The following is a 25,070-nucleotide window of genomic DNA, read 5'->3' as shown; positions in this document are numbered from 1 at the left end:
GCCCGGCAGGTGCGGGTATTAGCTGGCCGGCTTGTAGGACGAGAGGAGCGGGTAGGCGTTGGTGCCGGCGAACTCCACCGGCGCCACCTTCTTGGTGTTGTAGGCCTGGTTGGTGAGGGCCTCGTACAGCGGGATCATCCAGCCGGATTCCACCAGGCGGGTGTTCAGCTTGGTGGCCGCTGCCTTGATGGCGGCGTCGTCCTTGGCGGCAGCCAGCTCACCGGTGGCCGCACTCAGCTGCTCATCGGTAGCCTTCTGCACGTTGGTGAAGCCGTTGAGGATGGCTCCGTACATTACGCCGACGGGGTTGTCCCAGTTCAGCGGCGCGTAGCCCAGGGGCGTGGTGGCCACGGCGGCGAAGGCTTCGTCCGTGGAGGCAGCCATCTTCACGTTCATGGTGATTCCGACGGCGGCGAGGTCCTTCTGGACTGCCTGCAGGTCCGTCTGGGTCTGGGCGCCGGCGATGATGGTGAATTCGAAGCCGTTGGGGTAGCCCGCTTCGGCCAGCAGGCTCTTGGCCTTGTCCGGGTTGTAGGCGAACGTGGTTTCAATGTCCTTGCTGAAGCCTGCGGAGTCCTTGGGCAGCGCGTTCCAGGCGGGGATGTCACCCTTGTGGAGCGCGTCCACCAGGGCCTGCCGGTTGATGGCGTACTGGATGGCCTGCCGGACCTTCTCCTCGGCAAACGCGGGGGCGGTCTTTCCGATCTTGTCGAAGGAGATCATGGTGTTGACGGTGCCGCCGATCTGGGACACCCCCACGCCCTTGGACTTGGCGAAGTCAACGGTGTTCGAGGTCAGCATGGCCACGTCCGCCTGGCCGGAAACCACGGCGTTGGCCCGTGCCTGCGGGTCCAGAACGACGCTGAAAATGACTTTGTTGAACGCGTACTTCGAAGCTTCCGGGCTCGTTCCGTTCTTAACCAGCACGTACTTGTTGCCCTTCACAGTGGACGGATCCAGGGTGTAGGGGCCGGATCCATCGGGGGTGGCCCCGAGGCTTGCGGTGTCCGTGACGCCGTTCTTGCCCACGATCATGCCCGTGGTGGACGCCAGGTTCTTCTCGAAACCGGGCTGGGGCTTAGCGAAGGTCAAGGCCACCTGGGTGGGGCTCACCACGTCAACGGAGGTGATTTCCTGGGCGCCGCCCTTGGCCACGGCTGAGTAGGCACTCAGCGCGGGATCGGAGCGGCGGTCCAGGTTTGCCTTGACCAGTTCGGCGTCGAGCTTGGACCCGTCCGTAAACGTCACCCCCTCCTTCAGCGTCAGCGTCAGGACAGTGTTGTCTGCGTTGTAGCTGAACTCCTTGGCCAGGCCCGGACCTGCCGAGCCGTCCGGCTGCAGCGTCATCAGGCTCTCGTAGAGGCCCTCGAAGAACTGCCGCTGTGCAGCTGAAACGCGCAGCGGGTCAAAGCCGAAGGAGGCCGAGTCGCTGTCGATGGCGAGGGTCAGGGAGCTGGTGTCCGCTTTGGCGGTGGCCTGGCTGGAGCCGCCGCCACAGGCGGTCAGCGATCCCAGCAGGAGTGCTCCGGCCAGAACGGCGGAGCTCGCACGGGCCGTGGAGTTCAGGAGTTTCATGTAGTGCGCCTTTGCATTCTGATGTGTAACGGAGGAATGTCTTGGGGCTGGCTGCTCGCCGGCTCCCCACCAGCATCAGCCGGGGGCAAGGGGCGCTCACATGAGAATGTCATTGATTGAAAAAGTATTGTGGCCCCGGTCACGCGGCAGGAAAGGATTGGAAGCCAGGGCAGAGCGGCCCCGTGCGCTGTTTTGAGGCGCTGAACCGAAAGGAACCACATGACCACCGCATCACCATTCCCGCAGGACTTCCTCTGGGGCGTCGCCAGCGCCGGGCATCAGGTGGAGGGGAACAACGTCAACAGCGACACCTGGTTCCTCGAGCACCTGCCGGGCAGCATGTTCTCCGAGCCGTCCGGGGATGCGGCGGACCACTACCACCGGTACCGCGAGGACATCGCCCTGATCGCCAGCCTTGGATTCAGCAGCTACCGCTTTTCCATCGAGTGGGCCCGCATCGAGCCGGAAGAGGGGCACTTCTCACAGGCCGAGCTGGACCACTACCGCCGCATGCTCCAGGCCTGCCACGAGCACGGCCTCACCCCCGTGGTCACGTTCCACCACTTCACCTCCCCGCGCTGGCTCCTCGCCGTGGGCGGTTGGGAAGGCGACCGGACACCGGAGCTCTTTGCCCGTTACTGCGACCGCGTGATGGCGCACCTGGGCGACCTCATCGGCGTCGCCTGCACCTTGAACGAACCCAACCTGCCGTGGCTGCTGGAGTCCTTCGGCATCGGCGGCGAGGCGCCGGAAAACCGCGGTTCGGTTCCGGTGTGGGCCGCAGCCGCCGAACGCCTGGGCGTTGATGCCAGCACGGTGGCCCCGTTCCAGTTCTGCTCCACCGAGGCCGCGTTCGAGGTGAAGCTGGCAGCGCACCGGGCCGGCACCGCAGCCATCAAGGCACACCGGCCGGAACTCCTGGTGGGCTGGACGCTCGCCAACTCGGACATCCAGTCCATCGACGGCGGCGAAGAACTTGCTGCCCAAGTGCGCCGCGACGTCAACGAACGCTTCTTGGCAGCCTCCCGCGGAGACGACTTTGTGGGGATCCAGACCTACGGCCGCACCGTCTACGGCCCGAACGGCCATGCCCCCGCTCCCGAAGATGCGGTGACCAACCAGATGGGCGAGGAGATCTACCCGCAGGCACTCGAGGCGACCATCCGGGAAGCCCACCGCATTGCCGGTATTCCGGTCATCGTCACGGAAAACGGCCTGTCCACCGAGAACGATCCCCAGCGCGTGGAGTACCTCCGCGCCGCCGTGGACTGCGTGGCCTCCTGCCTGGCGGACGGCATCGACGTCCGCGGGTACATCGCCTGGACGGCTTTCGACAACTACGAATGGGTGTTCGGCTATGTGCCGAAGTTTGGCCTCATCGCCGTGGACCGGGTGACCCAGGAACGGACGCCCAAGGAGAGCGCGCACTGGCTGGGCCGGCAGGCGCAGCTGCACGCGGCGGCGGCAGGCGACACCGAGGTCAGCAGGGCGCCCCAGCCGGCCTGACCGCCGTCGTGCATTCCGTGGTCAGGCGGCGCCCGTCCGCCTCACCATGAACGGAACCGGTGAGGACCTCAACAACAGCGAGCTGGCCGGTGGTGTCCGGGACGCCGGGGAATTGAACCTGCGGGTCCTCGGCAGGCATCACCGGCTCGGCAGCTGCCGACCGCATCCGGAAAAGCGCGATGGCGGAGATAAGGAACCAGGCCACATTGGTCACCACGGAAGGCCAGGCTCCGTGGACTGTTCCGTTGATGATGAAGGCGACGGCGCCGAGCAGGTTCGCGGTCTGGAACCCCTTGCCGGCCTTCAGCCAGCCCATGGAAACGGAGAGGTAGGCACTGAGGATCGCAACCGCGCCGGCCCAGCCGGCGATTTCCCACAGCAGTTCCATGGTGTCCTTTCGGGGTGTCTGCCGGCCGCAAGCCGGGCAGGGGTGATGAGGGTTTTTCAGGGTTGGCTTGCCGGCGTCCAAGGCTGAATCAGCTGGATGGATCAGGCTTCGCCGGGACAAACCGTTGACTCGAGCCCGGACGGGCGAGGACCTCGTTTGTTGGCCGGCGGGATAATCATACTCTGCGGCGGGAGCCGTTTAATCCGTGCAGAAAAACGGGAATCCGGACCGACCATGGTCGATCCGGATTCTCGTTGATGCGTCCGGGCCCAAAGGCACAGGGGCTAAGGTATGCCTCCCGTCAGCGGGCGTTGAGGAGGTGTTCGATGGCGAGCTGGTTGAGGCGGACGAACGCGAAGGAGCGCTCGGCGGCCTTGTCGGCGTCGAAGTCCTCGAACGCGGTGGCGTCTGCGAGCAGGTCGGCGGTGCTTTCGCCGGCGGCGAGGGTGGGTTCGCCGAGTTCGCCGACGCCCGAGGCGGTGAGGGCGGCCTGGACTTCGGGGTCGGCGCGGAAGGCCAGGGCGCGTTCCTTGAGCAGCAGGTAGGTGGCCATGTTGGCTTTCGCGGATTCCCAGACGCCGTCGTAGCCGTCGGTGCGGGAGGGCTTGTAGTCGAAGTGGCGCGGGCCTTCGTAGCGGGGGCCGCCGTTGGGGAAGCCGTTTTCGAGCAGGTCCACGGTGAAGAAGGCGCTGGTCAGGTCGCCGTGGCCGAAGACGAGGTCCTGGTCGTATTTGATGCCGCGCTGGCCGTTGAGGTCGATGTGGAAGAGCTTGCCGGACCAGAGGGCCTGGGCGATGCCGTGGGTGAAGTTCAGCCCGGCCATCTGCTCGTGCCCGGTTTCGGGGTTCAGGCCCACGATGTCGCCGTGTTCGAGCTGGGCGATGAACGCCAGGCCGTGCCCGACGGTGGGCAGGAAGATATCACCCCGGGGTTCGTTGGGCTTGGGCTCCAGGGCGATGCGCAGGTTGTAGCCCTTGTCCTTGATGTAGGCCGCGGCGGTGTCCACGCCTTCCTTCATCCGGTCCAGCGCGGCGGCGAGGTCTTTGGACCCGTCGTATTCGGAGCCTTCGCGGCCGCCCCACATCACGAACGTCTCGGCGCCGAACTCGGCGGCGGAGTCGATGTTGCGCAGCACCTTGGACAGGGCGAAGCGGCGGATGGAGCGGTCGTTGGAGGTGAAGCCGCCGTCCTTGAAGACCGGGTGGCTGAACAGGTTGGTGGTCACCATGGGGACCTTCAGGCCGGTCTCGGCCAGGGCTGCCTTGAAGTTCTTCAGGATCAGCTCCCGCTCCGAGGCGGTGGCATCGAACGGGACCAGGTCGTTGTCATGGAACGTGATGCCGTACGCGCCGAGCTCAGCGAGGCGGTGCACGGCCTCCACCGGATCCAGGGCTGCACGGGTGGCGACGCCGAACGGGTCAGCACCGGTCCAGCCAACAGTCCAAAGACCAAACGTGAACTTGTCAGCGGTGGTGGGGGAAAGAGTCATGATGCGTCCTTGCAATCGGATTGGTGACGGCCCGAGGGCCAATTAGTTTATGCATTGAACTATATGAGCGCGGGTGCGTGAAGGTCAAGAGGGAGAAGCGCCTGCTACCGGCGCGGACAGTCAGCCGCGGCGGGCGGGCTTGTCGAAGCGCCACCCCTCGGACCGCAGTTCGGGAATGATCTGGTCCACCGCCTCAACGGTCTGGGTCCTGTCCCCGCCGCCGTCATGCATCAACACCACACCTCCGGGCGTGATGCCCTCCCTCAGGCGCCGGACCAGCTCTGCCGTTCCCGGCGGTTCCCAGTCTCCGATGACCGTGGCCCACCCCAAGGGCTGCATCCCCATGTCCGCGGCCACCTGCGGAGTCTGGCCCCAGCTTCCATAGGGTGCCCGGAAGTAGTTGATCTCTGCCTCCGGAACCGCTTGGCGGATTGCGGCGCTGGTCTCTTCCAGATCAGCCCTGATAGCCTCGGCGCTCCAGGTGGCCATGTTGTCGTGGTGCATGGTGTGGTTGCACAGCAGGTGTCCCGCGTCCGCGATTTGGCGAACGATCTCCGGATACTGCTTTACGTGGTCCCCCCAGAGGCAGAAGGTTGCCTTGACGTGGTGCTTCTCCAGAACGGCCAGCAATTTGGGCGTGTTGACGGGGTCGGGACCGTCGTCAAACGTCAGGCTCACGTATTTGCCCTCGTGCCGGGTGGAATCCACAATGGCGGTGGTTGCCTGGTCGGCCTGGGCGGGTGCAGCGCCGGCAAGGCCGGCCGGGATGACCGCGCCCAATGCCAGCACGGTGGCAGAGACCGGCAACGCCGCCTTACGCAAAACTGCAGAGCGTTGGAATGGGAAATTCATGGCTACCTCACTGTAGTCGCGGAAAATTTCCGGTACTTTCCGGAATGCGCTTCAGCGTAGGCTTGTGCCCGGTGCCGCGTCAAGGGGTGCGGAACGGGTGGATCAGGCCTGACGGGGGGCTGCGGTGCTCTCCCTGACGACGAGCCTGGTGGCCAGTTCCACGCGGGGGCTCGCGACGCCCTCGCCCTGCAGCATCCGAAGCACAGTGCGCGCAGCGAGTTTGCCCATCTCGGCGAGCGGCTGCCGGACGGTGGTCAGCGGAGGAGACGCCCAGCGAGCCTCCGGAAGGTCGTCGAAACCCAGAACGCTGATGTCCTCGGGCACGCGCAGGCCTTTCTTGCGCACAGCTTCATACACTCCCAGGGCCATCTGGTCGCTGGCGGCGAAGACGGCGGTGACCGGCCCGGAAAGCTCCAGCAGGGTCGAACCGGCGCGGAACCCGGACTGGTAGTCGAAGTCGCCCTCAACCACCAGGTCTGGATCGAAAGGAATACCGGCCGCATCAAGGCCTGCACGGTAGCCGTCCAACCGGGCCCTGCTGCACCACAGGCCAGGCACCCCGGCAACGAAACCGATCCGCCGGTGACCGAGGCCGGTGAGATGCTCGGTTGCCCCCACGGCCCCGGTCCAGTTCGTGGCCCCAATGGTGGGAACGTCCAACTCCGGCACGCCTGCAGGGTCAATCACGACGGCGGGCACGTCCAGCCGCTGCAGTTCGGCCCGCAGGAAGGAATCCAGGTCCGTGGTGACGAGGATGGCGCCATCGCTGGCCCTGGCGCTGACGTTATCGAGCCACTGCCGGGTGGATGTTGGATTTGCGCTGCGGTGGATAGCCGAGACCACCGTGGAAGCGCCGGCTTCATTGGCAGCCTCCTCCACGCCACGGATGATTTCCACGGCCCAGGGGCTGTCCAAATCATTGAAAACGAGGTCAATGAGCCCTGACCGCACAGAAGGACGGGCGCCCCGCCGCTGGTAGCCATGGTCCCGGAGCAGCGTTTCCACCCGCTCCCGGGTCCGGGGGGAAACGTCACCGCGACCGTTAAGCACGCGTGACACGGTGGGCACCGACACACCCGCTTCGGCGGCAATTGCCGAAATTGTGATTGCCGGACGCTGGGCCTCGTGCACGCATTCCTCCTGGTTTCGCTGCAAGTTTACGCCTCCGCAACGAGCCCCAGCGCGAAACTTTTACCGAAACCCTTGACGCGCGCTCCGGAACCTTCCTAATCTACAACGAGCACCTTCCGGAAAGTTCCGGAACGTGCTCGGTCTGGCTTGTCGACCGATTACTCGTACCTCAAAGGAGAGCTCTCAATGAAGGTTGCCAAACTTGTCGCCGCCGCGGTCCTGGCGTCGACGTTTGTCCTTCCCACGGCACTGCCGGCATTCGCAGACGGGAATGACCACCCGCAGCCCCCTGGCTTGGAAAAACAGGACACCCTGCGCTGGGCCGCACCAAAGGACGTCAGGATAGGCACCGCGGTTGCCGGCGGCGGCCACCACGAAACCATGCCCTACCCCAACCCCTTTACCTATGACCAGCAGTACCGGGAGGTCCTGGCCGCGGAGTTCAGCTCCGTCTCGCCGGAAAACCAGGCGAAGTGGGAATTCATCCACCCCCAGCGGGACCAGTACCGGTTCGCCGAGATGGATGCCATCGTCGAGTTCGCACAGCAGCACGGCCAGGTGGTCCGCGGCCACACGCTGTTCTGGCACAGCCAGAACCCGGCTTGGCTGGAGAAAGGCGGCTTCAACAAGGAAGAACTCAGTTCCATCCTGGAGGACCACATCAAAACCGTCGTTGGACGTTACGCGGGCAAGATCCAGCAATGGGACGTCGCCAACGAAATCTTCAACGGCGACGGCACCCTCAGGACCGCAGACAACATCTGGATCCGCGAACTCGGGCCGGGAATCATCGCTGACGCCTTCCGCTGGGCCCACGAGGCAGACCCGAACGCCAAGCTCTTCTTCAACGACTACGGAGTGGAAAGCGTCAACGCGAAAAGCAATGCCTACCTGGCGCTCATTCCCAAGCTCCGGGCCGAGGGTGTCCAGGTGGACGGCTTCGCGGTGCAGGGACACCTCAGCACGCGGTACGGCTTCCCCGGAGACCTGCAGGCCAACCTCCAGCGTTTCGACGATCTGGGACTGGAAACGTCCATCACCGAGATCGACGTACGGATGGATGTCCCGGCGGGAACCAAGCCCACCGCGGGACAACTGGAGAAGCAGGCCACCTACTACCAGCGGGCCCTCGAAGCATGCCTGAATGTGGAGGACTGCAAGTCGTTCACCATCTGGGGCTTCAACGACAAGTACTCCTGGGTCCCCGTCTTCTTCGCCCAGGAAGGCGAGGCGACGGTGATGTGGGAGGACTACACCCGCAAGCCGTCTTACTACGCGCTGCAGTCCACCCTCCTCAAGGCAAGCCCCGGTGGAGAGCAGCGAGACGTCCACCAGCCCGCCTACCAGCAGTAGCAAACTTCCCGAATACTGACAAAGCGGCCCGGAACCATCTGGTTCCGGGCCGCTTTACTGCTTCCTGCCGCTAACCCTGCAGGGCGTGGATCCGGTATGTGAGCGAGTGCGACTCGCCGGGCTTGAGGACAACCAGGTCCTGGCCCGAGTTAAAGGCATCGGGCGGGCAGGTCATGGGTTCAACAGCGAGCCCCCTCCGGCCGCGCAGCTCTCCGGAGTAGAGCTGCATCCATGGCGCCTGGGTCCCCGTGGATTCCACGACTGCCGAAAGCTGGAGGACGGGGTTGCGGAGCGTGACGTCCCATGTGCCCGCAGGCAAGTCCGTGAAGGCGTGATCGAGCGATTGCGACGCCAGTACCCGGGGCTCCGAGAAGTCGAAGTCCGTTTCCGTAGTTTCCAGGAGCTCAGTGGGCTGAAGCTTCTCGTCCGTCAGGAGAACCTTGCCGGCCCGGAAACTCAATTCACAGGTGGAGATGTCCTCACCGCCTACGGTGATGTAGGGGTGGGAGCCAGTGCCGTAAGGCGCCGCCGCGGTGCCACAGTTCGTGGCACCAAGCTCCACGTGCAGCCCGGTGTCTGCATCCAACGTGTAACGCGCCGAGAGAGCGAGTTGGAACGGATAACCCGGCTCTCCGTGCAGCAAGTGCGTGAGCACCACCTCAGAATCCCCGCGCCGCTCCACCTGCCATGCGTTCCACAGCGCAAGCCCATGCAGGGCACTGCCGGTAGCTGCCTCGTTCACCGGCAGCTCGTAACGCTGCCCGTCAAAGCTGTAGGCGCCGGAGGCAACCCGGTTGGGCCACGGCATCAGCACCTTTCCTGCATACGCCGGGGGCAGTTCATCCACCGCGAAGGGCAGGACGATGTCCCGGCCTTGGAAGGACAGGCTCACCAGTCCCGCTCCGACGCTGGCGAGAGTTGCCTGGTAGTCGCCCGCCCTGAGGACGGTCAGCTCTCCGTTGGGCCCGGTAATGGATGACATGGCATTCCTTTCGGGAAAGTGGTGCCCGGACAATCAGCCGGGGCAGATGGCAGTGCTTTGGCGGACCACCAGCGATGTTGCGAGGTCAAGGCGCAGGTTGTTCGGCCGCTCCCCGTCCTGCAGGCGCAGGACCATCCGTGCGGCTTCCTCGGCCATTTCTATCAGCGGCTGGTGGACGGTGGTCAGCGCCGGGCTGGACCAGCGGGCCACCTGGAGGTCGTCGTATCCCACAATGGACAGCTTGGCCGGGACGGGAATCCCCAGTTGGCGCGCGGCGTCAAGCACTCCGAGGGCCTGCAGGTCGCTGCCGGCGAAAATGGCGGTTGGCGGGTGCTCCATCTGCAGCAGTTCAAGCGCATTGCTTCGGCCTCCGTCCACCCGGAAGTCGCCGTACCGGATCAGGGTCCGGTCGATGGGAATGCCGGCGGTATTCAGGGCGGAACTGTAGCCGTCGATCCGTGCCAGTGAACACATCATGTCCTCCGGGCCGGAAATGGCGGCAATGCGGGTATGGCCGAGCTCTATCAGGTGGCGGGTGGCCATCATGCCTCCGGCCCAGTTGGCCGAACCAACCGAAGGCACATCGGGCGCGGGGTCGCCTGCGGGATCGATGATAACGAAGGGAATGGAGCGGGCGTCCAGCTGTTGCCGGTACTCCTGCGGCAGATCGGAAAAGACAAGGACCACTCCCGCAGGCCGGCGCGCCATCACGCCCTCGACCCAATCCGCTCCGGGCGCATGCCTGGTGCCGCTCTCAGTGAGGATGACGCTCAAGCCGTTTGCCTTCGCAACATTCTCGACACCGCGGATGATCTCCAGCGCCCAGGCACTTTCAAGCTCATGAAAGACAAGCTCCAGGAGTGCCGATTTAGACGCCGACGCCTTTCGCCGCTTATAGCCGTGCTCCTCAAGGAGCTCCTCAACTTTCGAACGTGTTTTACGAGAAACGTCGGAGCGTCCGTTGAGAACCTTCGAAATAGTGGACAGCGATACGCCCGCCTCCTCCGCCAGTTGGGCGAGGGTAACGCGCGCGTCGGACGATGCAGGGCTGGACATGAGGACCAGCATAGCCGCAGTTTCGCTCCTTGGCGCCAAGAAATCACCTCGCCTTGCGCCCTCCGTGTAACGCAACTTACACTGGCAGGCATCACATAACTTTCGGTCAAAGTATCGAAACTTTCGAGAGGCGTTCGAAGATGAACAAGCACGGATGGGTCGCCCGCAGTATTGCCGGCGGTGCGGCTCTTGCCCTTGGCCTGACCATGGCCGGCTGCTCTGGAGGGTCCGGCGCGTCAAGCCGGCCGGAGAACGAAATCCACGTCGCCATGTACGGCGATGCAGGCAACACCGTTGAACAGAAGATGATCGACGCCTTTAACGCTACGTCCCAGGTGAAGGTGGTCCTCGATAAGATCCCGGGCGCCGAGTACCAGTCCAAGCTGCAGACGATCATTGACACCCCCACCGCGCCGGACATCTTCTTCAACTGGGGCGGCGGCAGCATTAAGAGTTTTGTCGATGCCGACCTGGTCCTGCCCCTGGACGACTTCGTTAAGGAAGATCCCCAGCTGAAGGATGCCTTCCTGCCCTCAGTATTCGAAAAAGCGGTTATCGACGGCAAAGCATATGGAATTCCCATGCGCGGAACACAGCCGGTCATGCTTTTCAACAACTCCAAGGTCCTCGCCGACGCGGGGATCGCCGCGCCTCCGGCCACCTGGGAGGAACTGCTGGCGGACGTGAAGATCCTTAAGGACAAGGGCATCACCCCCATCGCCCTGGGTGCCGGCGACCGGTGGCCCACGCTGATGTGGTTTGAGTACATCTACGACCGCGTTGCAGGCGAAGGCCTGTTCCAGAAAGCGCTGCAGGGCGACACGGGCGTCTGGGCATCGCCGGAAAGCCGGAAGGCCCTCGGCATGATTCGCGAGCTTGTTGATGCAGGTGCCTTCGGCACCAACTTCGACTCCGTGAAGTTCACCGACGGCGGAGCGCCTGCCCTGCTGGCCAGCGGCAAGGCCGGCTTTGAACTCATGGGGTCCTGGGAGTACTCCACGCAGCAGAGCAACAACGCCGCGTTCGCGGCGGACGTCCTTGGCTACAGCGAGTTCCCAAAGATTGAGGGCGGACTTGGCGACGCGAACAACCTGGTAGGCAACCCCAACAACTTCTACTCGATCAACAAGAACACGCGCTACCCGGAAGCGGCCCGCGATTTCCTGAAGCTCATGTATTCGGATCAGTTTGTGCAGGAACAGGTAGCCATCGGAAACCTCCCCACCACCACCAACACGGAGAAGTTCCTGGACAAGGCAGCAGATCCTGAATACGCCAAGTACCAGTTCAACCTGGTGAAAGAGGCTCCGTCCTTCCAGCTTTCCTGGGACCAGGCGTACCCGCCGGAAGCAACCGTAACCATCCTTACCGCCGTCTCGCAGTTCTTCAGTGGACAGATCGATGAAGACGGCTTCATCAAGGCCATGCAGAGCCTCTAGGAAAAATAACCATGACGACGACGCTTGCAAACCGCAGGCGCCCGGCACGTGCGGGCGGCCCCGAACGGGGCCGCCCGGCAGGTCGGAGCGGCTCCTCCGCGAGCCGCCCCGGCTTTGTCTGGGCCCTTCCTGCCAGCATTTTCTTTGGACTTTTCGCGCTGGTCCCGCTGATCGCGGTGGCCGTGCTGTCCTTTACCCGGTGGAGCGGGCTCGGCGACCCTAAATTCGTGGGTCTGAAGAACTGGGAAGCCCTCTTCGCAGACCCGGTCATGCTTCAGAGCCTTTGGCTGAGCCTGCTCTTCATTGTGCTCGGCATCGTCACCCAGACTCCGCTGAGCATCCTGCTGGGCGTCTGGGCGGCCGGCAACCAAAAAAACCGTGCCATCCTGAGCGCCATCTACTTCGTTCCCCTGCTCCTGTCCTCAGCTGCGATTTCCGTCCTGTGGCGCGCCCTGCTCGACCCCAACTTCGGCATCCCCGGCCAGATGTCCTGGCTGTTTGGGGACGGAAACGTCCTGGGCACCCAGACCGGCGCCATTGCCGTGCTGATCTTCGTCGGCATGTGGCAGTTCACGCCGTTCCATACCCTGATTTACCAGGGCGCAGCACGGCAGATCCCCCCGGTTCTGTACCAGGCCGCGTCCATCGACGGCGCCGGGACAGTCAGGCAGTTCGTCAGCATCACCCTGCCGCAGCTGAAGAACAGCATCATCACGTCGGTGATCCTCATGGTGGTGGGCGGCCTGACCACCTTTGAAACAGTCCTCATCCTGACCAACGGCGGACCGGGAACCGGCACCACCATCACCGCTTTCCACATGTACCAGGAAGCGTTCCGCCGGTTCGATTTTGGCACCGGCAGCGCCATTGCGCTCGTACTCGTCGTCATCTCCACCGCAATCTCCTTCGCGGTGGTGCGCGTTTCCGGATACGACAAGATGCGCAGTTCCATGGAGGGGCTCTAAATGAAAACGCGTCCGAATTACCTCGCCGGCATCGGCGCCTTCATCTGGCTGGCCATCGTCGCGGTTCCGCTGTACGTCATGCTGTCCGCGACCTTCCAGACCCGCGCCGAGTTCGGCGACAACGGGCCGCTGTCCTTCCCCACCAGCTTCACGCTGCAGAACTATGTGGATGCCGTCACCAGCGGCTTTGGCCGGTACTTCCTCAACACCATCATCGTCACTGCCGGGGTTGTGGGCCTGGTCCTGCTCCTGGTGCCCCCGTTGAGCTACGCCATTGTCCGCAGCGAGAGCCGCGCGGCCACGGCCATCTTCCGCCTGTTCCTGCTGGGCCTGGCAATTCCCGCCCAGGCGGTCATCGTTCCGGTGTTCTACCTGATCAATACCGTGGGCCTCTATGACAACCTGCTCGGGGTCATTCTCCCGACGGCGGCCTTCGCGCTGCCGATCTGCACGATCATCCTCAGCGGCACCATGCGGGACATCACCCCGGAGCTTTACGAGGCCATGGCAATGGACGGCGCCTCCCCCGCCCGTTCCTTCCTGCGCCTGGTACTGCCGCTGTCCAAGGGCGGCCTGTCCACCATCGCCGTGTTCTCCGCGCTCCAGGCCTGGAACGGATTCCTCTTCCCGCTGATTCTGACCCAGTCCGAATCCACCCGGGTGGTCACCCTCGGCCTGTTCAACTTCCAGACGCAGTTCGGCGTCAACATCCCCGGACTTCTGGCAGCCGTGACCCTCTCCATGGTGCCGGTACTGCTCGCCTACCTCTTCGCGCGCCGCGCGCTTGTCCAGGGCCTCATGGGCGCTGGCGGAAAGTAACCATGACAGAAACAAGAACCCACAGTGCCCCCTGGCGGAACGCCGCCGCTACCCCCGAGGAGCGCGCCGGCAGCCTCATCGCAGCCATGACGCTCCGGGAGAAGACCGCGCAACTCTATGGTGTCTGGGTCGGAGCTTCAAGTGAGGGCGGCGAAGTAGCACCGCACCAAAATGAGATGAACCCGCCCGTGGACCTCGACGAGATCCTTCCGAACGGCCTGGGACAGCTCACCAGGCCGTTCGGCACCGCGCCGGTGGACCCGGCCCTGGGCGCTTTGTCGCTTCAGAAGACCCAGCAGCGCATTGCTGCTGCCAACCGCTTTGGCATCCCGGCCCTGGTGCATGAAGAATGCCTGGCCGGCTTCGCCACCTGGCAGGCCACGGCCTACCCCGTGCCGCTCGCCTGGGGCGCCACCTTCGATGCCGGCCTCATCCGGACGATGGGTGCGGCAATCGGAGCCGACATGCGTTCACTTGGCGTACATCAAGGCCTCGCCCCCGTCCTGGACGTCGTTCGCGACGCGCGGTGGGGCCGGGTGGAGGAAACCATCGGCGAGGACCCCTACCTGATCGGAACCCTCGCCAGTGCATACATCCAGGGCCTGGAAAGCAGCGGCATTGTTGCCACCCTGAAGCACTTTGTGGGCTATTCGGCCTCAAAGGCGGGCCGGAACCTTGCCCCGGTCTCGGTTGGCGCCCGGGAGCTGGCAGACGTCCTGCTTCCGCCCTTCGAGATGGCCGTCCGGGAATCCGGCGTCCGCTCCGTCATGCATGCCTACACTGACCTGGACGGCGTGCCCACGGCTGCCGACGCTTCATTGCTCACCGACCTCCTGCGCGATACGTGGGGATTCAGCGGCACGGTCGTGGCTGACTACTTCGGCGTTGCCTTCCTGAAAAACCTCCATGGCGTCGCCGGCTCCTTCGGTGAGGCCGCGGCAGCCGCCCTTGCCGCCGGCGTCGACGTCGAACTTCCCACGGTGCACGCGTTCGGCGAGCACCTCATCACCGAAGTCGAGGCCGGCCGCGTCCCTGTCAGCCTCATTGACCGCGCCCTGCACAGGGTGCTTGTGCAGAAAATCGAACTGGGCCTGCTGGATGAGGACTGGTCTGCTGTTCCGCCGGCCCTCCAGAACGCCGACCCGGAGGACGCTGCAGGCCTGGAAGGCAGCATCACCCTGGACACCGGGGCCAACCGGGAGCTGGCCGCCCGGATTGCCGAACAGTCCATCGTCCTGGCCAGCAACAACGGGATCCTGCCGCTGCGCAATCCCGGCCGGATCGCCGTCGTCGGACCCAACGCGGACAACACCCAGGCGTTCCTCGGCTGCTACTCCTTCCCGGCACACGTCGGCGGGCAGCACCCCGACGTCCCGGTTGGCATTGAGCTGCCCACCGTGGCCCAGGCCCTGCGGGCCGAATTCCCCGAAAGCGCCATCACCGTGACGGCCGGCTGCACCATTGACAGCGCTTCCACCGAAGGATTTGACGACGCCGTTGCTGCCGCCAGCGACGCGGACGTCGTCATCGCGGTTCTGGGTGACCGCGCCGGCCTGTTCGGCAGGGGAACCAGCGGTGAAGGCTGCGACGTGGAATCCCTGGTGCTTCCGGGCGTCCAGCAGCAACTGCTGGACCGGCTGATCGAAACCGGCGTGCCCGTGGTGCTGGTGCTCCTCACCGGCCGTCCCTATGCCGTGGGATCCGCCGTCGAAAATGCCGCCGCGATCGTGCAGGCGTTCTTCCCCGGCGAGGAAGGCGGCCCGGCCGTGGCGAAGATCCTCAGCGGCAGCGTCAACCCCAGCGGCCGGCTGCCGGTGAGCATTCCGGCAAGGCCCGGTGCCCAGCCGTCAACCTACCTGGCGCCCCCGCTGGCCCAGGCAAGCAGCGTCTCCAACATCGATCCTGCCGCCGCTTTTCCCTTCGGCCACGGCCTCAGCTACACCACCTTTGAATGGGGCGGCCTGGCACTGGAGGGGCCGTCCACAGTGGCAGTGGACGGCGCCGCAAAGGCAAGCATCACCGTGACAAACACCGGTGACCGGGCCGGCGTCGAACTTGTCCAGCTGTACCTGCACGATCCGGTGGCCTCAGTGGTCCGCCCCGTGCAGAAACTGGTGGGCTATGCCCGCGTGCCGCTCGAGCCCAAAGCTTCGGCCCGGGTTTCCTTCACGGTGCCCGCCGACGTCACATCGTTCACCGGCCGGGATGGCAAGCGGATCGTTGAGGCCGGTAACCTGGAACTCCGGTTCGGAGCTTCCAGCGGGGACATCCGCCTCAGCGCCAGCATCACCCTTACGGGAGAAACGCGGACCGTGGACCACACCCGCAGCCTGCACTGCGCCGTCACGGTGGCACCGAACAACTAAGCCCACAAACAGGGGGCCGTGCGTAAACCGCACGGCCCCCTGCAGGCCCTGAAAGGAATTCCAATGGGAACACCGCACTGCCTGGCGATCGTGGCCACGACCAGGTCGGAGGCTGATGAGAAGCTGAATTCCTCCATCCAACAGCTTCTGGCGCTGGCCCAGGAAAACCCCGTACGGGGCATCCTCGTCACCAAGCACGGCCCGGGCCGCTTTACCGTCGAACTGAACGATCAGGTCCCTTACGGGGAGACGTGGGAATCCGTGCGGTTCACAGCCCTTGATGGTGAATCCCACGTCTCCAACTGCGTCAGGTAGCTGAACAAGGCGGTGATCCCGAAGGTCCAGGGCTCCATGTCCTCGGTCTTCTGGGTCCGGTTGATCAATGCCCCGAGCTGCGGGCTGCTGATGGTGACGACGTCACCGGGCTTGTGCGTGAAGCCGAGCCCTTCGGCATCGCGGTCCTGAGTCGGAGCGAACAGGGTCCCGGTGAAAAGGGCGAAACCGTCGGGATACTGGTGGTGCCGCCCGCGGGCGGCACCGATGAGTTCCTCAAACGGGCGGCTGATGCGGGCCAGGCTGTTGCGGCCCTCCAGCCGGTAGCCGTCCGTGCCTTCGACGGTGAGCGTGATTTCCTCCGTCCGCAGGGACTCCAGGGTGAAATCCTCGTGGAAGAGCCGGATCAGGGGGCCGACGGCACAGGAGGCGTTATTGTCCTTGGCCATGCCGAGGAGGAGTGCACTGCGCCCCTCCACGTCCCGGAGGTTGACGTCGTTCCCCAGGGTTGCGCCCCGAACCTTCCCGGCTGAGTCGGCGATAAGCACCAGTTCAGGCTCGGGGTTATTCCACGAGGAGAAGCCCGGGATGCCTACGCCGGACCCAAAGCCCACGGAGGACAGCACCGGGGCTTTGGTGAACACTTCGGGGTCGGGACCCAGGCCCACCTCAAGGTACTGCGACCACATCCCCTGGGCGGACAACACCTTCTTGACCTCCCGCGCCTCCTCCGACCCGGGACGCAGGGTGTCCAGGCTTCCCCCAAGAGCCTCGGCGACGGTCTTGCGGACTTCCGCCGCCCGGTTGAAATCACCGCCGCACCGTTCCTCGATGACCCGCTCGATCATGCTCTCCACGAACGTCACTCCGCAGGCTTTGATTACCTGGAGGTCGATCGGAGACAGCAGGTGGGGCCAGTTACGGTCCCCGTCCAACGAGGCGTCGATCAATTCGGCAAGGTCCCAGCGGGGCCTGCCGGCCGTTTGCAGCACCAGGTCCGAAGGGTCCGGATGGTCCACGAGCTCTGCAACAGTACGGACCTCGGGGGTGAGGTCAAAGACTTCGGTACCGCGGACGCTGATCACCCGCGGCCCTTGGGACACCGGATCCCAGGCGCGGCCGACGAGGACTGCATTTCCCGGGCCGGCGGGAAGGATGTGCTGTGAAGTGGGAGCGGTCATTTGTTGTCCTCCCGATGGCTGGCTGGTTCCCATATTCCGTCCACCCGCCGTCGGATTTCCCAAGGGTTGTCCTCGCGCAGCGGTGCTGGCAATTGCGACGGCGGGAACGAGTCGTAGGCGACGGGGCGCATAAAGCGGCCGATCGCGGCGGTTCCAACGGATGTAGTGGTGGCGGTCGTGGCGGGGTAGGGTCCGCCGTGGTGCTGGGCATAGGTGACGGTGACGCCGGTGGGCCAGGCATTCCAGAGCAAGCGTCCGGCCCGCTCCCGCAACTCAATCAGCAACCCGGAGACATCTTCGCCCGGGTCCGCATGCACCGTTGCCGTCAGCTGTCCCTCCAGCAGGCGGGCCAGGGCGGGCAAGTCCGCCCCGGGCGCATACCCGATCACCAGCGTTGCCGGCCCGAACATTTCCTGTTCAAGGATTTCCGGGCGGTGCCGGACCTCGTCCGCGGTGGTGAACAGCACGGTGGGCCGGGGAGCTGCCGCATCATCCCCCGGGACCAGGACGTCGACAGCTGGCGTTGAACGTACTGCATTGAGCGCCTTGTCGAATCCTTCCCGCAACTTCGGGCTGAGCAGGAGGCTCGCCTGCTTCGGCGCCAGTTCCTGATGGAGGATTTCGCTTACGTCTCCGCGATCGCCGACCGGGGCAAACAGCAGGCCCGGCTTCGTGCAGAACTGGCCCATCCCCAGCGTGAAGGAGGCGGCATACCCGGCCAGGATTTCCTCCCGCCTGGCATTCCACGCCTGCTCCGTGACGAAGACGGGGTTGATGCTGCCAAGTTCCCCGTAAAAGGGAATGGGAACGGGCCGTCGGGAGGCCCGGTCGAAGAGCGCCCTCCCGCCGGTGGTTGATCCGGTGAAGCCAACGGCCTTGACCAGCGGATGGTCCACCACAAGCTCCGCTGCCTGCCGGCCGACAACAGTGGAAAAAAGACCGCCGGGGGCGCCCGCTCCCTCCAGGGCCTCCCTAACCACTTCACCGGTGCGTATTCCCAGGCGAAGGTGTCCCTCGTGGATCTTGTGCACCACGGCACATCCGGCGGCGAGGGCGGAAGCGCTGTCTCCGCCCATCACGCTGAAGGCAAACGGAAAGTTGGACGCGCCGAATACACCCACCACACCCAGCGGCACGGAAACGCGGCGGATGTCCGGCCTCGGGCCCATCCCCCAAGCGGGATCGACGTGGTCAATGGTTGCGCCCAGGTGTTCTCCCTGAATGATTTCCGTCATGAACAGCCGGATCTGAAACACGGATCGCCGCAACTCGAACCGAAGCCGCGACTCCTCCAGGTGTGTTTCCTCCTGCCCCAATGCCACCAACTCGTCAGCGTGGGTTTCCAGGCCGGAGGCCACCTCCTCCAGCCAACGGGCCCGTACCCGTGGCTCAACGTCCCTGGAGTGCTCATACGCTGTGTGGGCCGCAACAATCTGCTTGTCTGTCTCTTCGACTGATGTGATCATCGTGTTCAGCTGACGTGCGTGCGCTCGAGGTTGAAGTAGGAGCGGGCGTCCGGCGGCCTGATGTCAGCGACCGCATCATTGAAGATCCGCATTGGATGCGGTGTGTACGGGTGCTCGGCAATCGCTTCGAAGTCGAGTTCAATGCCCAGGCCCACGCCCTCAGGGATGAGGATGTCACCGTCCTCGGTGAGCTGGAGGCGCTCATTGGAGATCTCGCTCCGCCAGGGCACGTCTGAGGCCATAATCTCCAAATACCTGAAGTTGGGCAGCATCGCGCCAAGCTGCAAGGTCGCCGCGGTGCTGAGTGGTCCGCTGGGGTTGTGGGGTGCAAACGGGACGTAATGCGATGCGGCGAGCGTGGAAATGAACGACAGCTCCAGCAGGCCCCCGGCGTGCGTGACGTCGGGCTGTATGTAGTCCACGGCCTTCCGGGCGAGCGCGGGGACAAAGGTGTTCCGCCCGAACCAGCGCTCCCCCGCGGCGATCGCTACCGGCGATTTCGAACGTATCTCCACGAGGGAATCGATCCCGTCCGGCGGGCACGGCTCCTCGAAGAACACCGGCTGGAACTGCTCGATTTCACGGGCGACCCGAATAGCTGTGGGGACATCAAAACGGCCGTGACCTTCAATGAACAGCTCGATGTCATCGCCTACTGCCTCGCGGACGGCGGCGACGGGCTCAAGCATGCGCCGCAGGTCCCGCGGCTCCAGGGTGAGGTCCGCGGCTTCGAACGGGTCCCACTTGAGTCCCCGGAAGCCCTGGGCAACAGTCTGTACGGCGGCGTCGGCGAAGTCCTCCGGTGTTTTCGCTCCTGAGAACCAGCCGTTGGCGTAAGCGCGGACTCTGTCGCGGACCTGGCCGCCGAGCATGCGGTGCACCGGGACGTCCAGCGCGCGTGCCGAAACGTCCCACATAGCCATTTCAAGGGCACTGAGGGCGGTCATGGTCACAGGCCCGCCGCGCCAGTAGGCGTCGCGGTTAAGCTCGTAGATGTTCTGGGAGATCCGGGTCGGATCCTTGCCCCGGACAGCATCGGCGAGGACCGCGACGGCGCCGCGCACAGCGTGCTCCTGGCCTTCGAGGGTTGCCTCGGCGACGCCGGTGAGACCCGAATCGGTGTGCAGGCGGATGAAGATGAGGTTCGTCCGGTAGAAGTCGACGACGACCGTGTCGAGGTTGGTGATTTTCATGGGTGGAATGTCATCCCTTAACAGCGCCGGCGGTCATACCGCTGACGACATAGCGTTGTGCGAACAGGTAGAAGGCGACGGCCGGCAGCGTGAAGAGCAGGCCGACGGCCATGATGCTTTGGATTGAGGTGTCCTGCTCGCCGATGAAGCCGGCCACCCCCACCGAAGCTGGCTGGAGCGATTTGTCGAACACGAATGTCACCGCGAAGACGTACTCGTTCCAGGCGCTGAAGAAAGCGATAACCGCGGCGGCGGCGATAGCCGGCGCGATCAGCGGCAGGATGATGCGGGCGAGGACGGTGGGCGGGCGGCTGCCGTCAACACGCGCGGCCTCGTCCAGGTCCCGCGGAACGCCGTCGATCGCGCCCTTGAGGATCAATGCGACAACGGGCAGCGCGAAAGCGGTGTCGGCCAGGATCAGCCCGTGCAGCGAGTTCAGCAGGTCGAACCGCCGGAAGATGGCGAACAGCGGAACAACCAGCAGGGCCTCGGGGAGCATCTGCGTGAACAGCAGCGCCAGGCCAACTGCGGCTTTACCGCGGAAGGTGAATCGGGACAAGGCGTATCCGAGGGGGATTCCCAGGGCAATGGACAGAACAGTAGTTCCGGCGGCGACAATGAAGCTGTTGAGCAGCCAGCCGGCGACCTGGCCGTCGGCGAGGGCATCTGCGAAAACACCGAACCGGGAGAAGTCCGGAAGCAGGTTTATTGATGATGACCCGAAGAGCTCCTCATCCGGTGCCAGCGCGGTCACAAACATCCAGTAGACGGGGAAGATGGAAATCCCGAGGACGAAGAGGACGGCGAGCGTGCGGGCTGTCACTCCGAAGCGTATGCGGCGCATCAAGCCTCCTTGGCGGCCGCGCGGGCGACCAGTTGACTGCCGACGATGACGATGAGGGAGATGACGATGCCGACCATGCCGATGGCCGCGGCGTTCCCCAACTGCTTGGACTCAAACGCTTGGGCGTAGAGGTCGATCACGAGGGTGCGGGTGGAGCCCAGTGGACCGCCACGGGTCATCAGCCAGATCAGCTCGAAGCGGCGCAGTGACCAGATGGTCATGAGTACGGCGACCAGGCCGATGGAAGGCTTCAGGACCTGCCAGGTCACCACACGAAAGGTCATCCAACGGCCGGCGCCATCGACCTGTGCTGCCTCTACCAGCTCCTGCGGAACCCCCTGCAGCGCCGAGAGGAGCACGACGGCCACGAACGGCACCAGCTGCCAAATTGTGGTGACGAGAATCGCCCCGAGCGCCAGCCGCGGGTTGTCGAGGATGCCGTTGGGACCGGGGTCGATTCCGATCCCGCGCAGCAGGCGCGTAAGGATCCCGAACTGGGGGTTGAACATCCAGGTGGCAATGAGTGCAACTGCAATTCCCGGTGCTGCCCACGGCACGGTGACCAGAGAACGTGCTACCGCTCTGCCCGGAAACCGGCTGTTCAGCAGCAGGGCCACGACCAGGCCCAGGCCCACCGCACCGACAACGCATGCTGCCACGTAGACAAGGGTGGTGAGCAGCGTTTGACGGAACGAGGGGTTGCCGAGAACTGACTGAAAGTTCGCCAAGCCAACCCAGACGTTGAGGTTTGGGTTGAGCAGGGTGGTCTTGGTGAAGCTGAGCCAGACCTCCTGCAGGAGCGGGACCAACTGGAAAACAACTATGTAGAGGACGGCGGGGGCCAGGAAAAGGTAGGGCGTCCACCGGCTGCCCGCAGGGCTCTTGCGGCGACGGGGCACAAGGGGGCGGTTGGTACTCGGGGCTGGTTGCCCGGCCAGCCCCGGGGACCGCGTCAAGAGGCGCGGTCCCCGGCTGCGGTCTGTCATCGCCCGACCAGCTCCTCCGCCTGCTTCTGGGCCTTCTCCATCGCGGTCGCCATATCCTGCTGGCCCTGAAGCGCGGCCAGGACCTCACTGACAACAATGTGCCGGATGTCCGCGGTCTGGGGACCGAAGCCCTTGACAATCTGCGGCACGCCGGAGTCAGTCAGCTCGTCGAGTACCGGAAGGAACGGGAACTTCTGCAGGCTCTCGGCGCTGCGCTCTGTCGGCGTTGCAACACTGCTGGCGCCCAGGACATCCTGCAGCTTGACCTGCTGCTCGGACTTGAGCAGCCAGTTGATGAAGTCGAGCGCGGCGTCCTTGTGCTTGCTGTTTGCATTGATCGTAATCGGTGCCAGCAACGCCCCCTGCTTCTTTTCAGGGAACGGGATCCGGGCGACGCTGAAGTTGAGGTTCGCGTTGGCCGACTTGGTAGCGGTGACGTAGCCGCCGTTGTTCAGTTCCATGCCCACCTTGCCGTTGGCAAACATTTTGCGGAACGTCGCGGCATCGGCGCCCTTCGGGATAACGTTCGCATCATAGAGCTGCTGGTATGCCTTAAGGCCCTCGATCACCTTCGGCGAGTCGATGGTCAGCTTCTGGCCATCGGACCAGTCGCCCCCAAAACCCAGAACGTAGTTGAAGATGTCCTGCCAAACGCCCGCTTCCTCGGCCTGTGTCTGACGGAAAGCAAGACCGTACATATCGCCTTTGGTCATGTCCTTGGCTGTCTGGGCAAACTCCTCGAAGGTCTTGGGAGCCTCCGGGATCAGGTCCTTGTTGTAGAACATGGCGTAGTTCGAGTTCTCGAAGACCACGCCGTAGCGGTGGTCATCGACGGTGAGGTACTTGTCCGGGCCGGGGATGAGGTTCAGTTTTTCCGCGTCAATCTTGTCATCGAGGGGTTCGAGCAGGCCTGACGATGCGGCTGTGGAGAACTCCGGCATGTCGAAGCGGACGAGGTCCGGCCCTTCGCCGCCGCCCATCTGGGTCAGTACGGTTTGGCCAAAGGTCGGGTAAGGCACTGAAGCCGGCTGGACCGTGACGATGTCCTGGCTGTTGTTGTACTCATCGATCAGCTTCTGAAGCCCAGGCCCGCGGCCGGGATCGCCGAGAGTGGAAGCGGCGAAGGTGATAGTGGCCGCCTGGGGGGTCGCGGAAGAACCGCTTGGCTCGGACGAGCAGCCGGCGAGGGCGGAAGCGCTGACGGCTAGGACGGCAAGGACCGAAGCAGTTCTCGCTCCACGGAATGGACGTAATGGCATGGCTACTCCTTTGTTAGCGGTGCGTCGAGGTGAGTGACAAGTCACATCACCACATATATTACTAATAATAGTTTATTAGCAAGAGAAGGTTTGAGGCAGGGTAAAGTGGGGCCATGACCAACCTTCACTCGGAGCTCGTCGACATGCTCGGCCTCCGGATCGTCCGCGGGGACTACCCTCCTGGCTCCCGCATTGACGTTGATTCCCTTGAGCCGGAATTTGGAGTGAGCAAGACCGCAATCCGGGAAGCGCTTCGGGTCATCCGCGAGAAAGGGCTCATTGACTCGTGGCCCAAGCGCGGAACGATCGTGAATGACCGCACCGCCTGGAAGTTGCTCGACAGCGACGTCATTATGTGGCGGCGCTCGGCCCGGCGGGACGATGACCGCCTGCTGGCCGAACTGTCCCAGTTGCGGGACGTCATCGAACCGGCAGCGGCGAAACTGGCCGCCCAGTACCGGAAGCCCGAGGACATTGCGGCACTCAGGCGCTCATTCGAGGAGTTCGCGAAGGCAGGGCACGATGTTGAACGGCTCGCAGCGGCAGACCAGGAGTTTCACATCAACCTGCTGCGGGCTACACACAACGAACTGATGATGCGCCTGGACGTGGTCATTGTGCACGCCCTCAATGCTCGAAACCGTATCCAGCACCACCCCGGCGCAGACTGGCTCGACCCCGTTCCGGACCATCAGGCGGTGCTCGATGCGGTGGTGGCGGGAGATCCAGAAGCTGCCGAAGCCGCCATGAGTTTTGCCATCCGGGAGTCGGACGTGGACCTTAGCAGCGGCGAACCGGTCTTTGAAGAGCCAGTCGGGCGCTCCGGCATCAGTACCGCTGAATCGGCGCGATAGGACTCCACGCTACAGCTCAGCTTGCGAGAGCCGCCGTGGAGCCCCGGACGATCAGCTGTGTGGCCAGTTCTACGCGGTGGGAATCCGGGACTTCCCCCGCTGCCTGGCGAAGGAGTGACCGCAACGCCGCCCGCCCCATCTCCTCCAATGGCTGGGCAACCGAACTGAGCGACGGGACGGATTCCTCACCCTGCCTTGTCCCGTCAAAGCCGATCAGGCTGATGTCCTCCGGAACCCGGATGCCATGGCGTCCCGCTTCGGCAAGAACACCCAAGGCAATCGTGTCGCTTGCGGCAAAGATCGCGCTGGGAAGCTGGTCCATTTGCAGCAGGGCCTGAAGCCCGGCAACCCCGCTCTCCCTACGGAACCTGCCGCCGGAAATGATGTACCGGGGGTCCACTGTGATGCCGCGGGCCATCAGGGCGGCCATGTAGCCGTGCAGCCGGGCCTGGTTGCATTCAGCCCTCTCGATGCCGCCGATGTAAGCGATACGCCGATGCCCCAAGTCCAGCAGATGTTCGGTGGCGGCCTTGCCGCCGGCCCAGTTGGTCGCCCCTACGCTGACTACATCCGCTGACGGCGGATTGAGCGGGTCGATAACGACGACGGGAATCTTGCGGCGCCGAAACGCCTGCAGCTGGGCCTCACTGAAAGCCGAGGTCACCACGATCATCCCTGCCCTGCCCTCGTCCAGCATGCGCTGTGCGCGGCGCTCGGGACTGCGCAGGCTGGAGAGCGCCGGCCCCGTGACGCTGACCAGGATCTCAACGCCGGCACTTGCGGCGAACTGCAGTATCCCGTTGAGGACCTCAATCATGTAGGCGGAGTCAAGAACATCGATGACCACCTCCACCACCGTGCCGGTCTCCGCGGCGGAACGTCGCTGCAGGGGGGATTGATACCCTGCCTGCTCCAGTGCTGCCAGCACGCGGGCCCGCGTCTCCGGAGACACGTCTTCGCGGCCGTTGACCACCTTGGATACCGTTGGTGCCGACACCCCCGCCTGCCGCGCCACCATAGCCAAAGTCGGCTTGGGCCGCTGGGAGATTTTCGTTGCCATCAGGATTCGCAATCTTTTCGAATGTTTCGGAGA

22 protein-coding genes are annotated in these 25,070 nt (G+C 64.4%); 8 read left to right on the top strand and 14 right to left on the bottom strand.

The features are described from left to right. Positions 1 to 18: 18 nt before the first annotated feature. The gene (locus FBY31_RS14105) at positions 19 to 1,575 is read right to left on the bottom strand and encodes an ABC transporter substrate-binding protein (protein ID WP_142042117.1); all 1,557 of its coding nucleotides are present in this window, start codon (positions 1,573 to 1,575) and stop codon (positions 19 to 21) included. A 219-nt stretch (positions 1,576 to 1,794) separates the two neighbouring features. Between FBY31_RS14105 and FBY31_RS14100 the strand changes: the two genes are divergently transcribed. Continuing rightward, positions 1,795 to 3,081 (top strand): glycoside hydrolase family 1 protein, encoded by a 1,287-nt coding sequence (locus FBY31_RS14100; protein WP_142042114.1) that lies wholly within the window; start codon positions 1,795 to 1,797, stop codon positions 3,079 to 3,081. On the opposite strand, the gene FBY31_RS14095 is transcribed toward FBY31_RS14100, so the two are convergent. The 4 genes from FBY31_RS14095 to FBY31_RS14080 form a co-directional block, all read right to left on the bottom strand. Then, the gene (locus FBY31_RS14095; RefSeq protein ID WP_142042112.1) at positions 3,056 to 3,469 is read right to left on the bottom strand and encodes a CBU_0592 family membrane protein; all 414 of its coding nucleotides are present in this window, start codon (positions 3,467 to 3,469) and stop codon (positions 3,056 to 3,058) included. The genes FBY31_RS14100 and FBY31_RS14095 overlap by 26 nt on opposite strands. Before the next feature lie 301 nt (positions 3,470 to 3,770). After that, the gene (xylA, locus tag FBY31_RS14090; RefSeq protein ID WP_142042108.1) at positions 3,771 to 4,958 is read right to left on the bottom strand and encodes a xylose isomerase; all 1,188 of its coding nucleotides are present in this window, start codon (positions 4,956 to 4,958) and stop codon (positions 3,771 to 3,773) included. Between the two features lie 120 nt (positions 4,959 to 5,078). Next, complete coding sequence (locus FBY31_RS14085; protein WP_235013058.1) at positions 5,079 to 5,765, bottom strand: polysaccharide deacetylase family protein; 687 nt, start codon at positions 5,763 to 5,765, stop codon at positions 5,079 to 5,081. Between the two features lie 147 nt (positions 5,766 to 5,912). Further along, complete coding sequence (locus FBY31_RS14080; protein ID WP_235013057.1) at positions 5,913 to 6,965, bottom strand: LacI family DNA-binding transcriptional regulator; 1,053 nt, start codon at positions 6,963 to 6,965, stop codon at positions 5,913 to 5,915. A 162-nt stretch (positions 6,966 to 7,127) separates the two neighbouring features. Here FBY31_RS14080 and FBY31_RS14075 point away from each other — a divergent pair, with 162 nt between their 5' ends. Then, positions 7,128 to 8,294, top strand: coding sequence for an endo-1,4-beta-xylanase (locus tag FBY31_RS14075; RefSeq protein WP_142042102.1), 1,167 nt, complete (start codon positions 7,128 to 7,130; stop codon positions 8,292 to 8,294). Positions 8,295 to 8,364: 70 nt separating this feature from the next. Here FBY31_RS14075 and FBY31_RS14070 read toward each other — a convergent pair whose 3' ends face one another. Together FBY31_RS14070 and FBY31_RS14065 are read right to left on the bottom strand one after the other, a co-directional pair. Continuing rightward, positions 8,365 to 9,276, bottom strand: a complete 912-nt coding sequence (locus FBY31_RS14070; RefSeq protein ID WP_142042099.1) for an aldose-1-epimerase — start codon at positions 9,274 to 9,276, stop codon at positions 8,365 to 8,367. A 33-nt stretch (positions 9,277 to 9,309) separates the two neighbouring features. Then, positions 9,310 to 10,332, bottom strand: a complete 1,023-nt coding sequence (locus FBY31_RS14065) for a LacI family DNA-binding transcriptional regulator (RefSeq protein WP_142042096.1) — start codon at positions 10,330 to 10,332, stop codon at positions 9,310 to 9,312. Between the two features lie 140 nt (positions 10,333 to 10,472). Between FBY31_RS14065 and FBY31_RS14060 the strand changes: the two genes are divergently transcribed. The 5 genes from FBY31_RS14060 to FBY31_RS14040 all read left to right on the top strand — a co-directional run bounded on the left by FBY31_RS14060 (position 10,473) and on the right by FBY31_RS14040 (position 16,236). Continuing rightward, entirely contained in the window at positions 10,473 to 11,771 is a 1,299-nt protein-coding gene (locus FBY31_RS14060) for an extracellular solute-binding protein (protein ID WP_142042093.1), read from the top strand. 11 nt (positions 11,772 to 11,782) lie between these two features. Further along, positions 11,783 to 12,736, top strand: coding sequence for a carbohydrate ABC transporter permease (locus FBY31_RS14055; protein WP_142042090.1), 954 nt, complete (start codon positions 11,783 to 11,785; stop codon positions 12,734 to 12,736). Further along, positions 12,737 to 13,555 (top strand): carbohydrate ABC transporter permease, encoded by an 819-nt coding sequence (locus FBY31_RS14050; RefSeq protein WP_142042087.1) that lies wholly within the window; start codon positions 12,737 to 12,739, stop codon positions 13,553 to 13,555. A gap of 2 nt (positions 13,556 to 13,557) precedes the next feature. Beyond that, positions 13,558 to 15,921, top strand: coding sequence for a glycoside hydrolase family 3 N-terminal domain-containing protein (locus tag FBY31_RS14045; protein ID WP_142042084.1), 2,364 nt, complete (start codon positions 13,558 to 13,560; stop codon positions 15,919 to 15,921). 63 nt (positions 15,922 to 15,984) lie between these two features. Then, positions 15,985 to 16,236 (top strand): hypothetical protein, encoded by a 252-nt coding sequence (locus FBY31_RS14040; protein WP_142042081.1) that lies wholly within the window; start codon positions 15,985 to 15,987, stop codon positions 16,234 to 16,236. On the opposite strand, the gene FBY31_RS14035 is transcribed toward FBY31_RS14040, so the two are convergent. From FBY31_RS14035 to FBY31_RS14010, 6 genes are read right to left on the bottom strand one after another with little or no spacing between them, the layout of a single operon-like run. Continuing rightward, on the bottom strand, positions 16,161 to 17,375 hold the full coding sequence (locus FBY31_RS14035) for a fumarylacetoacetate hydrolase family protein (RefSeq protein ID WP_142042078.1): 1,215 nt from the start codon (positions 17,373 to 17,375) through the stop codon (positions 16,161 to 16,163). The genes FBY31_RS14040 and FBY31_RS14035 overlap by 76 nt on opposite strands. Next, on the bottom strand, positions 17,372 to 18,841 hold the full coding sequence (locus FBY31_RS14030) for an aldehyde dehydrogenase (NADP(+)) (protein WP_142042075.1): 1,470 nt from the start codon (positions 18,839 to 18,841) through the stop codon (positions 17,372 to 17,374). Before FBY31_RS14030 ends, FBY31_RS14035 begins: the two co-directional genes overlap by 4 nt. Positions 18,842 to 18,846: 5 nt before the next feature. Continuing rightward, positions 18,847 to 20,034 carry a mandelate racemase/muconate lactonizing enzyme family protein gene (locus FBY31_RS14025; protein ID WP_142042070.1) on the bottom strand — a complete coding sequence of 396 codons (1,188 nt, stop codon included), beginning with the start codon at positions 20,032 to 20,034 and terminating at the stop codon, positions 18,847 to 18,849. Between the two features lie 10 nt (positions 20,035 to 20,044). Beyond that, positions 20,045 to 20,878, bottom strand: a complete 834-nt coding sequence (locus tag FBY31_RS14020) for a carbohydrate ABC transporter permease (protein ID WP_142042066.1) — start codon at positions 20,876 to 20,878, stop codon at positions 20,045 to 20,047. Then, entirely contained in the window at positions 20,878 to 21,864 is a 987-nt protein-coding gene (locus tag FBY31_RS14015; protein ID WP_142042063.1) for a carbohydrate ABC transporter permease, read from the bottom strand. The genes FBY31_RS14020 and FBY31_RS14015 overlap by 1 nt, the downstream gene beginning before the upstream one ends. Then, a complete protein-coding gene (locus FBY31_RS14010) occupies positions 21,861 to 23,123 on the bottom strand; it encodes an ABC transporter substrate-binding protein (protein WP_142042060.1) in 1,263 nt (420 codons plus the stop codon). The genes FBY31_RS14015 and FBY31_RS14010 overlap by 4 nt, the downstream gene beginning before the upstream one ends. Positions 23,124 to 23,236: 113 nt before the next feature. Here FBY31_RS14010 and FBY31_RS14005 point away from each other — a divergent pair, with 113 nt between their 5' ends. Beyond that, positions 23,237 to 23,977, top strand: coding sequence for a FadR/GntR family transcriptional regulator (locus FBY31_RS14005; protein ID WP_142042057.1), 741 nt, complete (start codon positions 23,237 to 23,239; stop codon positions 23,975 to 23,977). Positions 23,978 to 23,993: 16 nt separating this feature from the next. Here the strand turns inward: FBY31_RS14005 and FBY31_RS14000 are convergent, their stop codons facing one another. Then, entirely contained in the window at positions 23,994 to 25,037 is a 1,044-nt protein-coding gene (locus FBY31_RS14000; RefSeq protein ID WP_142042054.1) for a LacI family DNA-binding transcriptional regulator, read from the bottom strand. Positions 25,038 to 25,070: the final 33 nt, after the last annotated feature.

Source organism: Arthrobacter sp. SLBN-100 (assembly GCF_006715305.1).
GTDB lineage: Bacteria > Actinomycetota > Actinomycetes > Actinomycetales > Micrococcaceae > Arthrobacter.
This window is presented reverse-complemented; position numbering and strand designations above follow the sequence as displayed.

What these genes read in the sequence shown, in the direction of transcription:
- FBY31_RS14005 (WP_142042057.1), top strand. Translation starts at nt 23,237, where the DNA reads ATGACCAACCTTCACTCGGAGCTCGTCGACATGCTCGGCCTCCGGATC.
- FBY31_RS14095 (WP_142042112.1), bottom strand. Translation starts at nt 3,469, where the DNA reads ATGGAACTGCTGTGGGAAATCGCCGGCTGGGCCGGCGCGGTTGCGATC.
- FBY31_RS14035 (WP_142042078.1), bottom strand. Translation starts at nt 17,375, where the DNA reads ATGACCGCTCCCACTTCACAGCACATCCTTCCCGCCGGCCCGGGAAAT.
- FBY31_RS14075 (WP_142042102.1), top strand. Translation starts at nt 7,128, where the DNA reads ATGAAGGTTGCCAAACTTGTCGCCGCCGCGGTCCTGGCGTCGACGTTT.
- FBY31_RS14050 (WP_142042087.1), top strand. Translation starts at nt 12,737, where the DNA reads ATGAAAACGCGTCCGAATTACCTCGCCGGCATCGGCGCCTTCATCTGG.
- FBY31_RS14030 (WP_142042075.1), bottom strand. Translation starts at nt 18,841, where the DNA reads ATGATCACATCAGTCGAAGAGACAGACAAGCAGATTGTTGCGGCCCAC.
- FBY31_RS14025 (WP_142042070.1), bottom strand. Translation starts at nt 20,034, where the DNA reads ATGAAAATCACCAACCTCGACACGGTCGTCGTCGACTTCTACCGGACG.
- xylA (WP_142042108.1), bottom strand. Translation starts at nt 4,958, where the DNA reads ATGACTCTTTCCCCCACCACCGCTGACAAGTTCACGTTTGGTCTTTGG.
- FBY31_RS14010 (WP_142042060.1), bottom strand. Translation starts at nt 23,123, where the DNA reads ATGCCATTACGTCCATTCCGTGGAGCGAGAACTGCTTCGGTCCTTGCC.
- FBY31_RS14065 (WP_142042096.1), bottom strand. Translation starts at nt 10,332, where the DNA reads ATGTCCAGCCCTGCATCGTCCGACGCGCGCGTTACCCTCGCCCAACTG.
- FBY31_RS14070 (WP_142042099.1), bottom strand. Translation starts at nt 9,276, where the DNA reads ATGTCATCCATTACCGGGCCCAACGGAGAGCTGACCGTCCTCAGGGCG.
- FBY31_RS14040 (WP_142042081.1), top strand. Translation starts at nt 15,985, where the DNA reads ATGGGAACACCGCACTGCCTGGCGATCGTGGCCACGACCAGGTCGGAG.
- FBY31_RS14100 (WP_142042114.1), top strand. Translation starts at nt 1,795, where the DNA reads ATGACCACCGCATCACCATTCCCGCAGGACTTCCTCTGGGGCGTCGCC.
- FBY31_RS14020 (WP_142042066.1), bottom strand. Translation starts at nt 20,878, where the DNA reads ATGCGCCGCATACGCTTCGGAGTGACAGCCCGCACGCTCGCCGTCCTC.
- FBY31_RS14045 (WP_142042084.1), top strand. Translation starts at nt 13,558, where the DNA reads ATGACAGAAACAAGAACCCACAGTGCCCCCTGGCGGAACGCCGCCGCT.
- FBY31_RS14105 (WP_142042117.1), bottom strand. Translation starts at nt 1,575, where the DNA reads ATGAAACTCCTGAACTCCACGGCCCGTGCGAGCTCCGCCGTTCTGGCC.
- FBY31_RS14015 (WP_142042063.1), bottom strand. Translation starts at nt 21,864, where the DNA reads ATGACAGACCGCAGCCGGGGACCGCGCCTCTTGACGCGGTCCCCGGGG.
- FBY31_RS14060 (WP_142042093.1), top strand. Translation starts at nt 10,473, where the DNA reads ATGAACAAGCACGGATGGGTCGCCCGCAGTATTGCCGGCGGTGCGGCT.
- FBY31_RS14000 (WP_142042054.1), bottom strand. Translation starts at nt 25,037, where the DNA reads ATGGCAACGAAAATCTCCCAGCGGCCCAAGCCGACTTTGGCTATGGTG.
- FBY31_RS14055 (WP_142042090.1), top strand. Translation starts at nt 11,783, where the DNA reads ATGACGACGACGCTTGCAAACCGCAGGCGCCCGGCACGTGCGGGCGGC.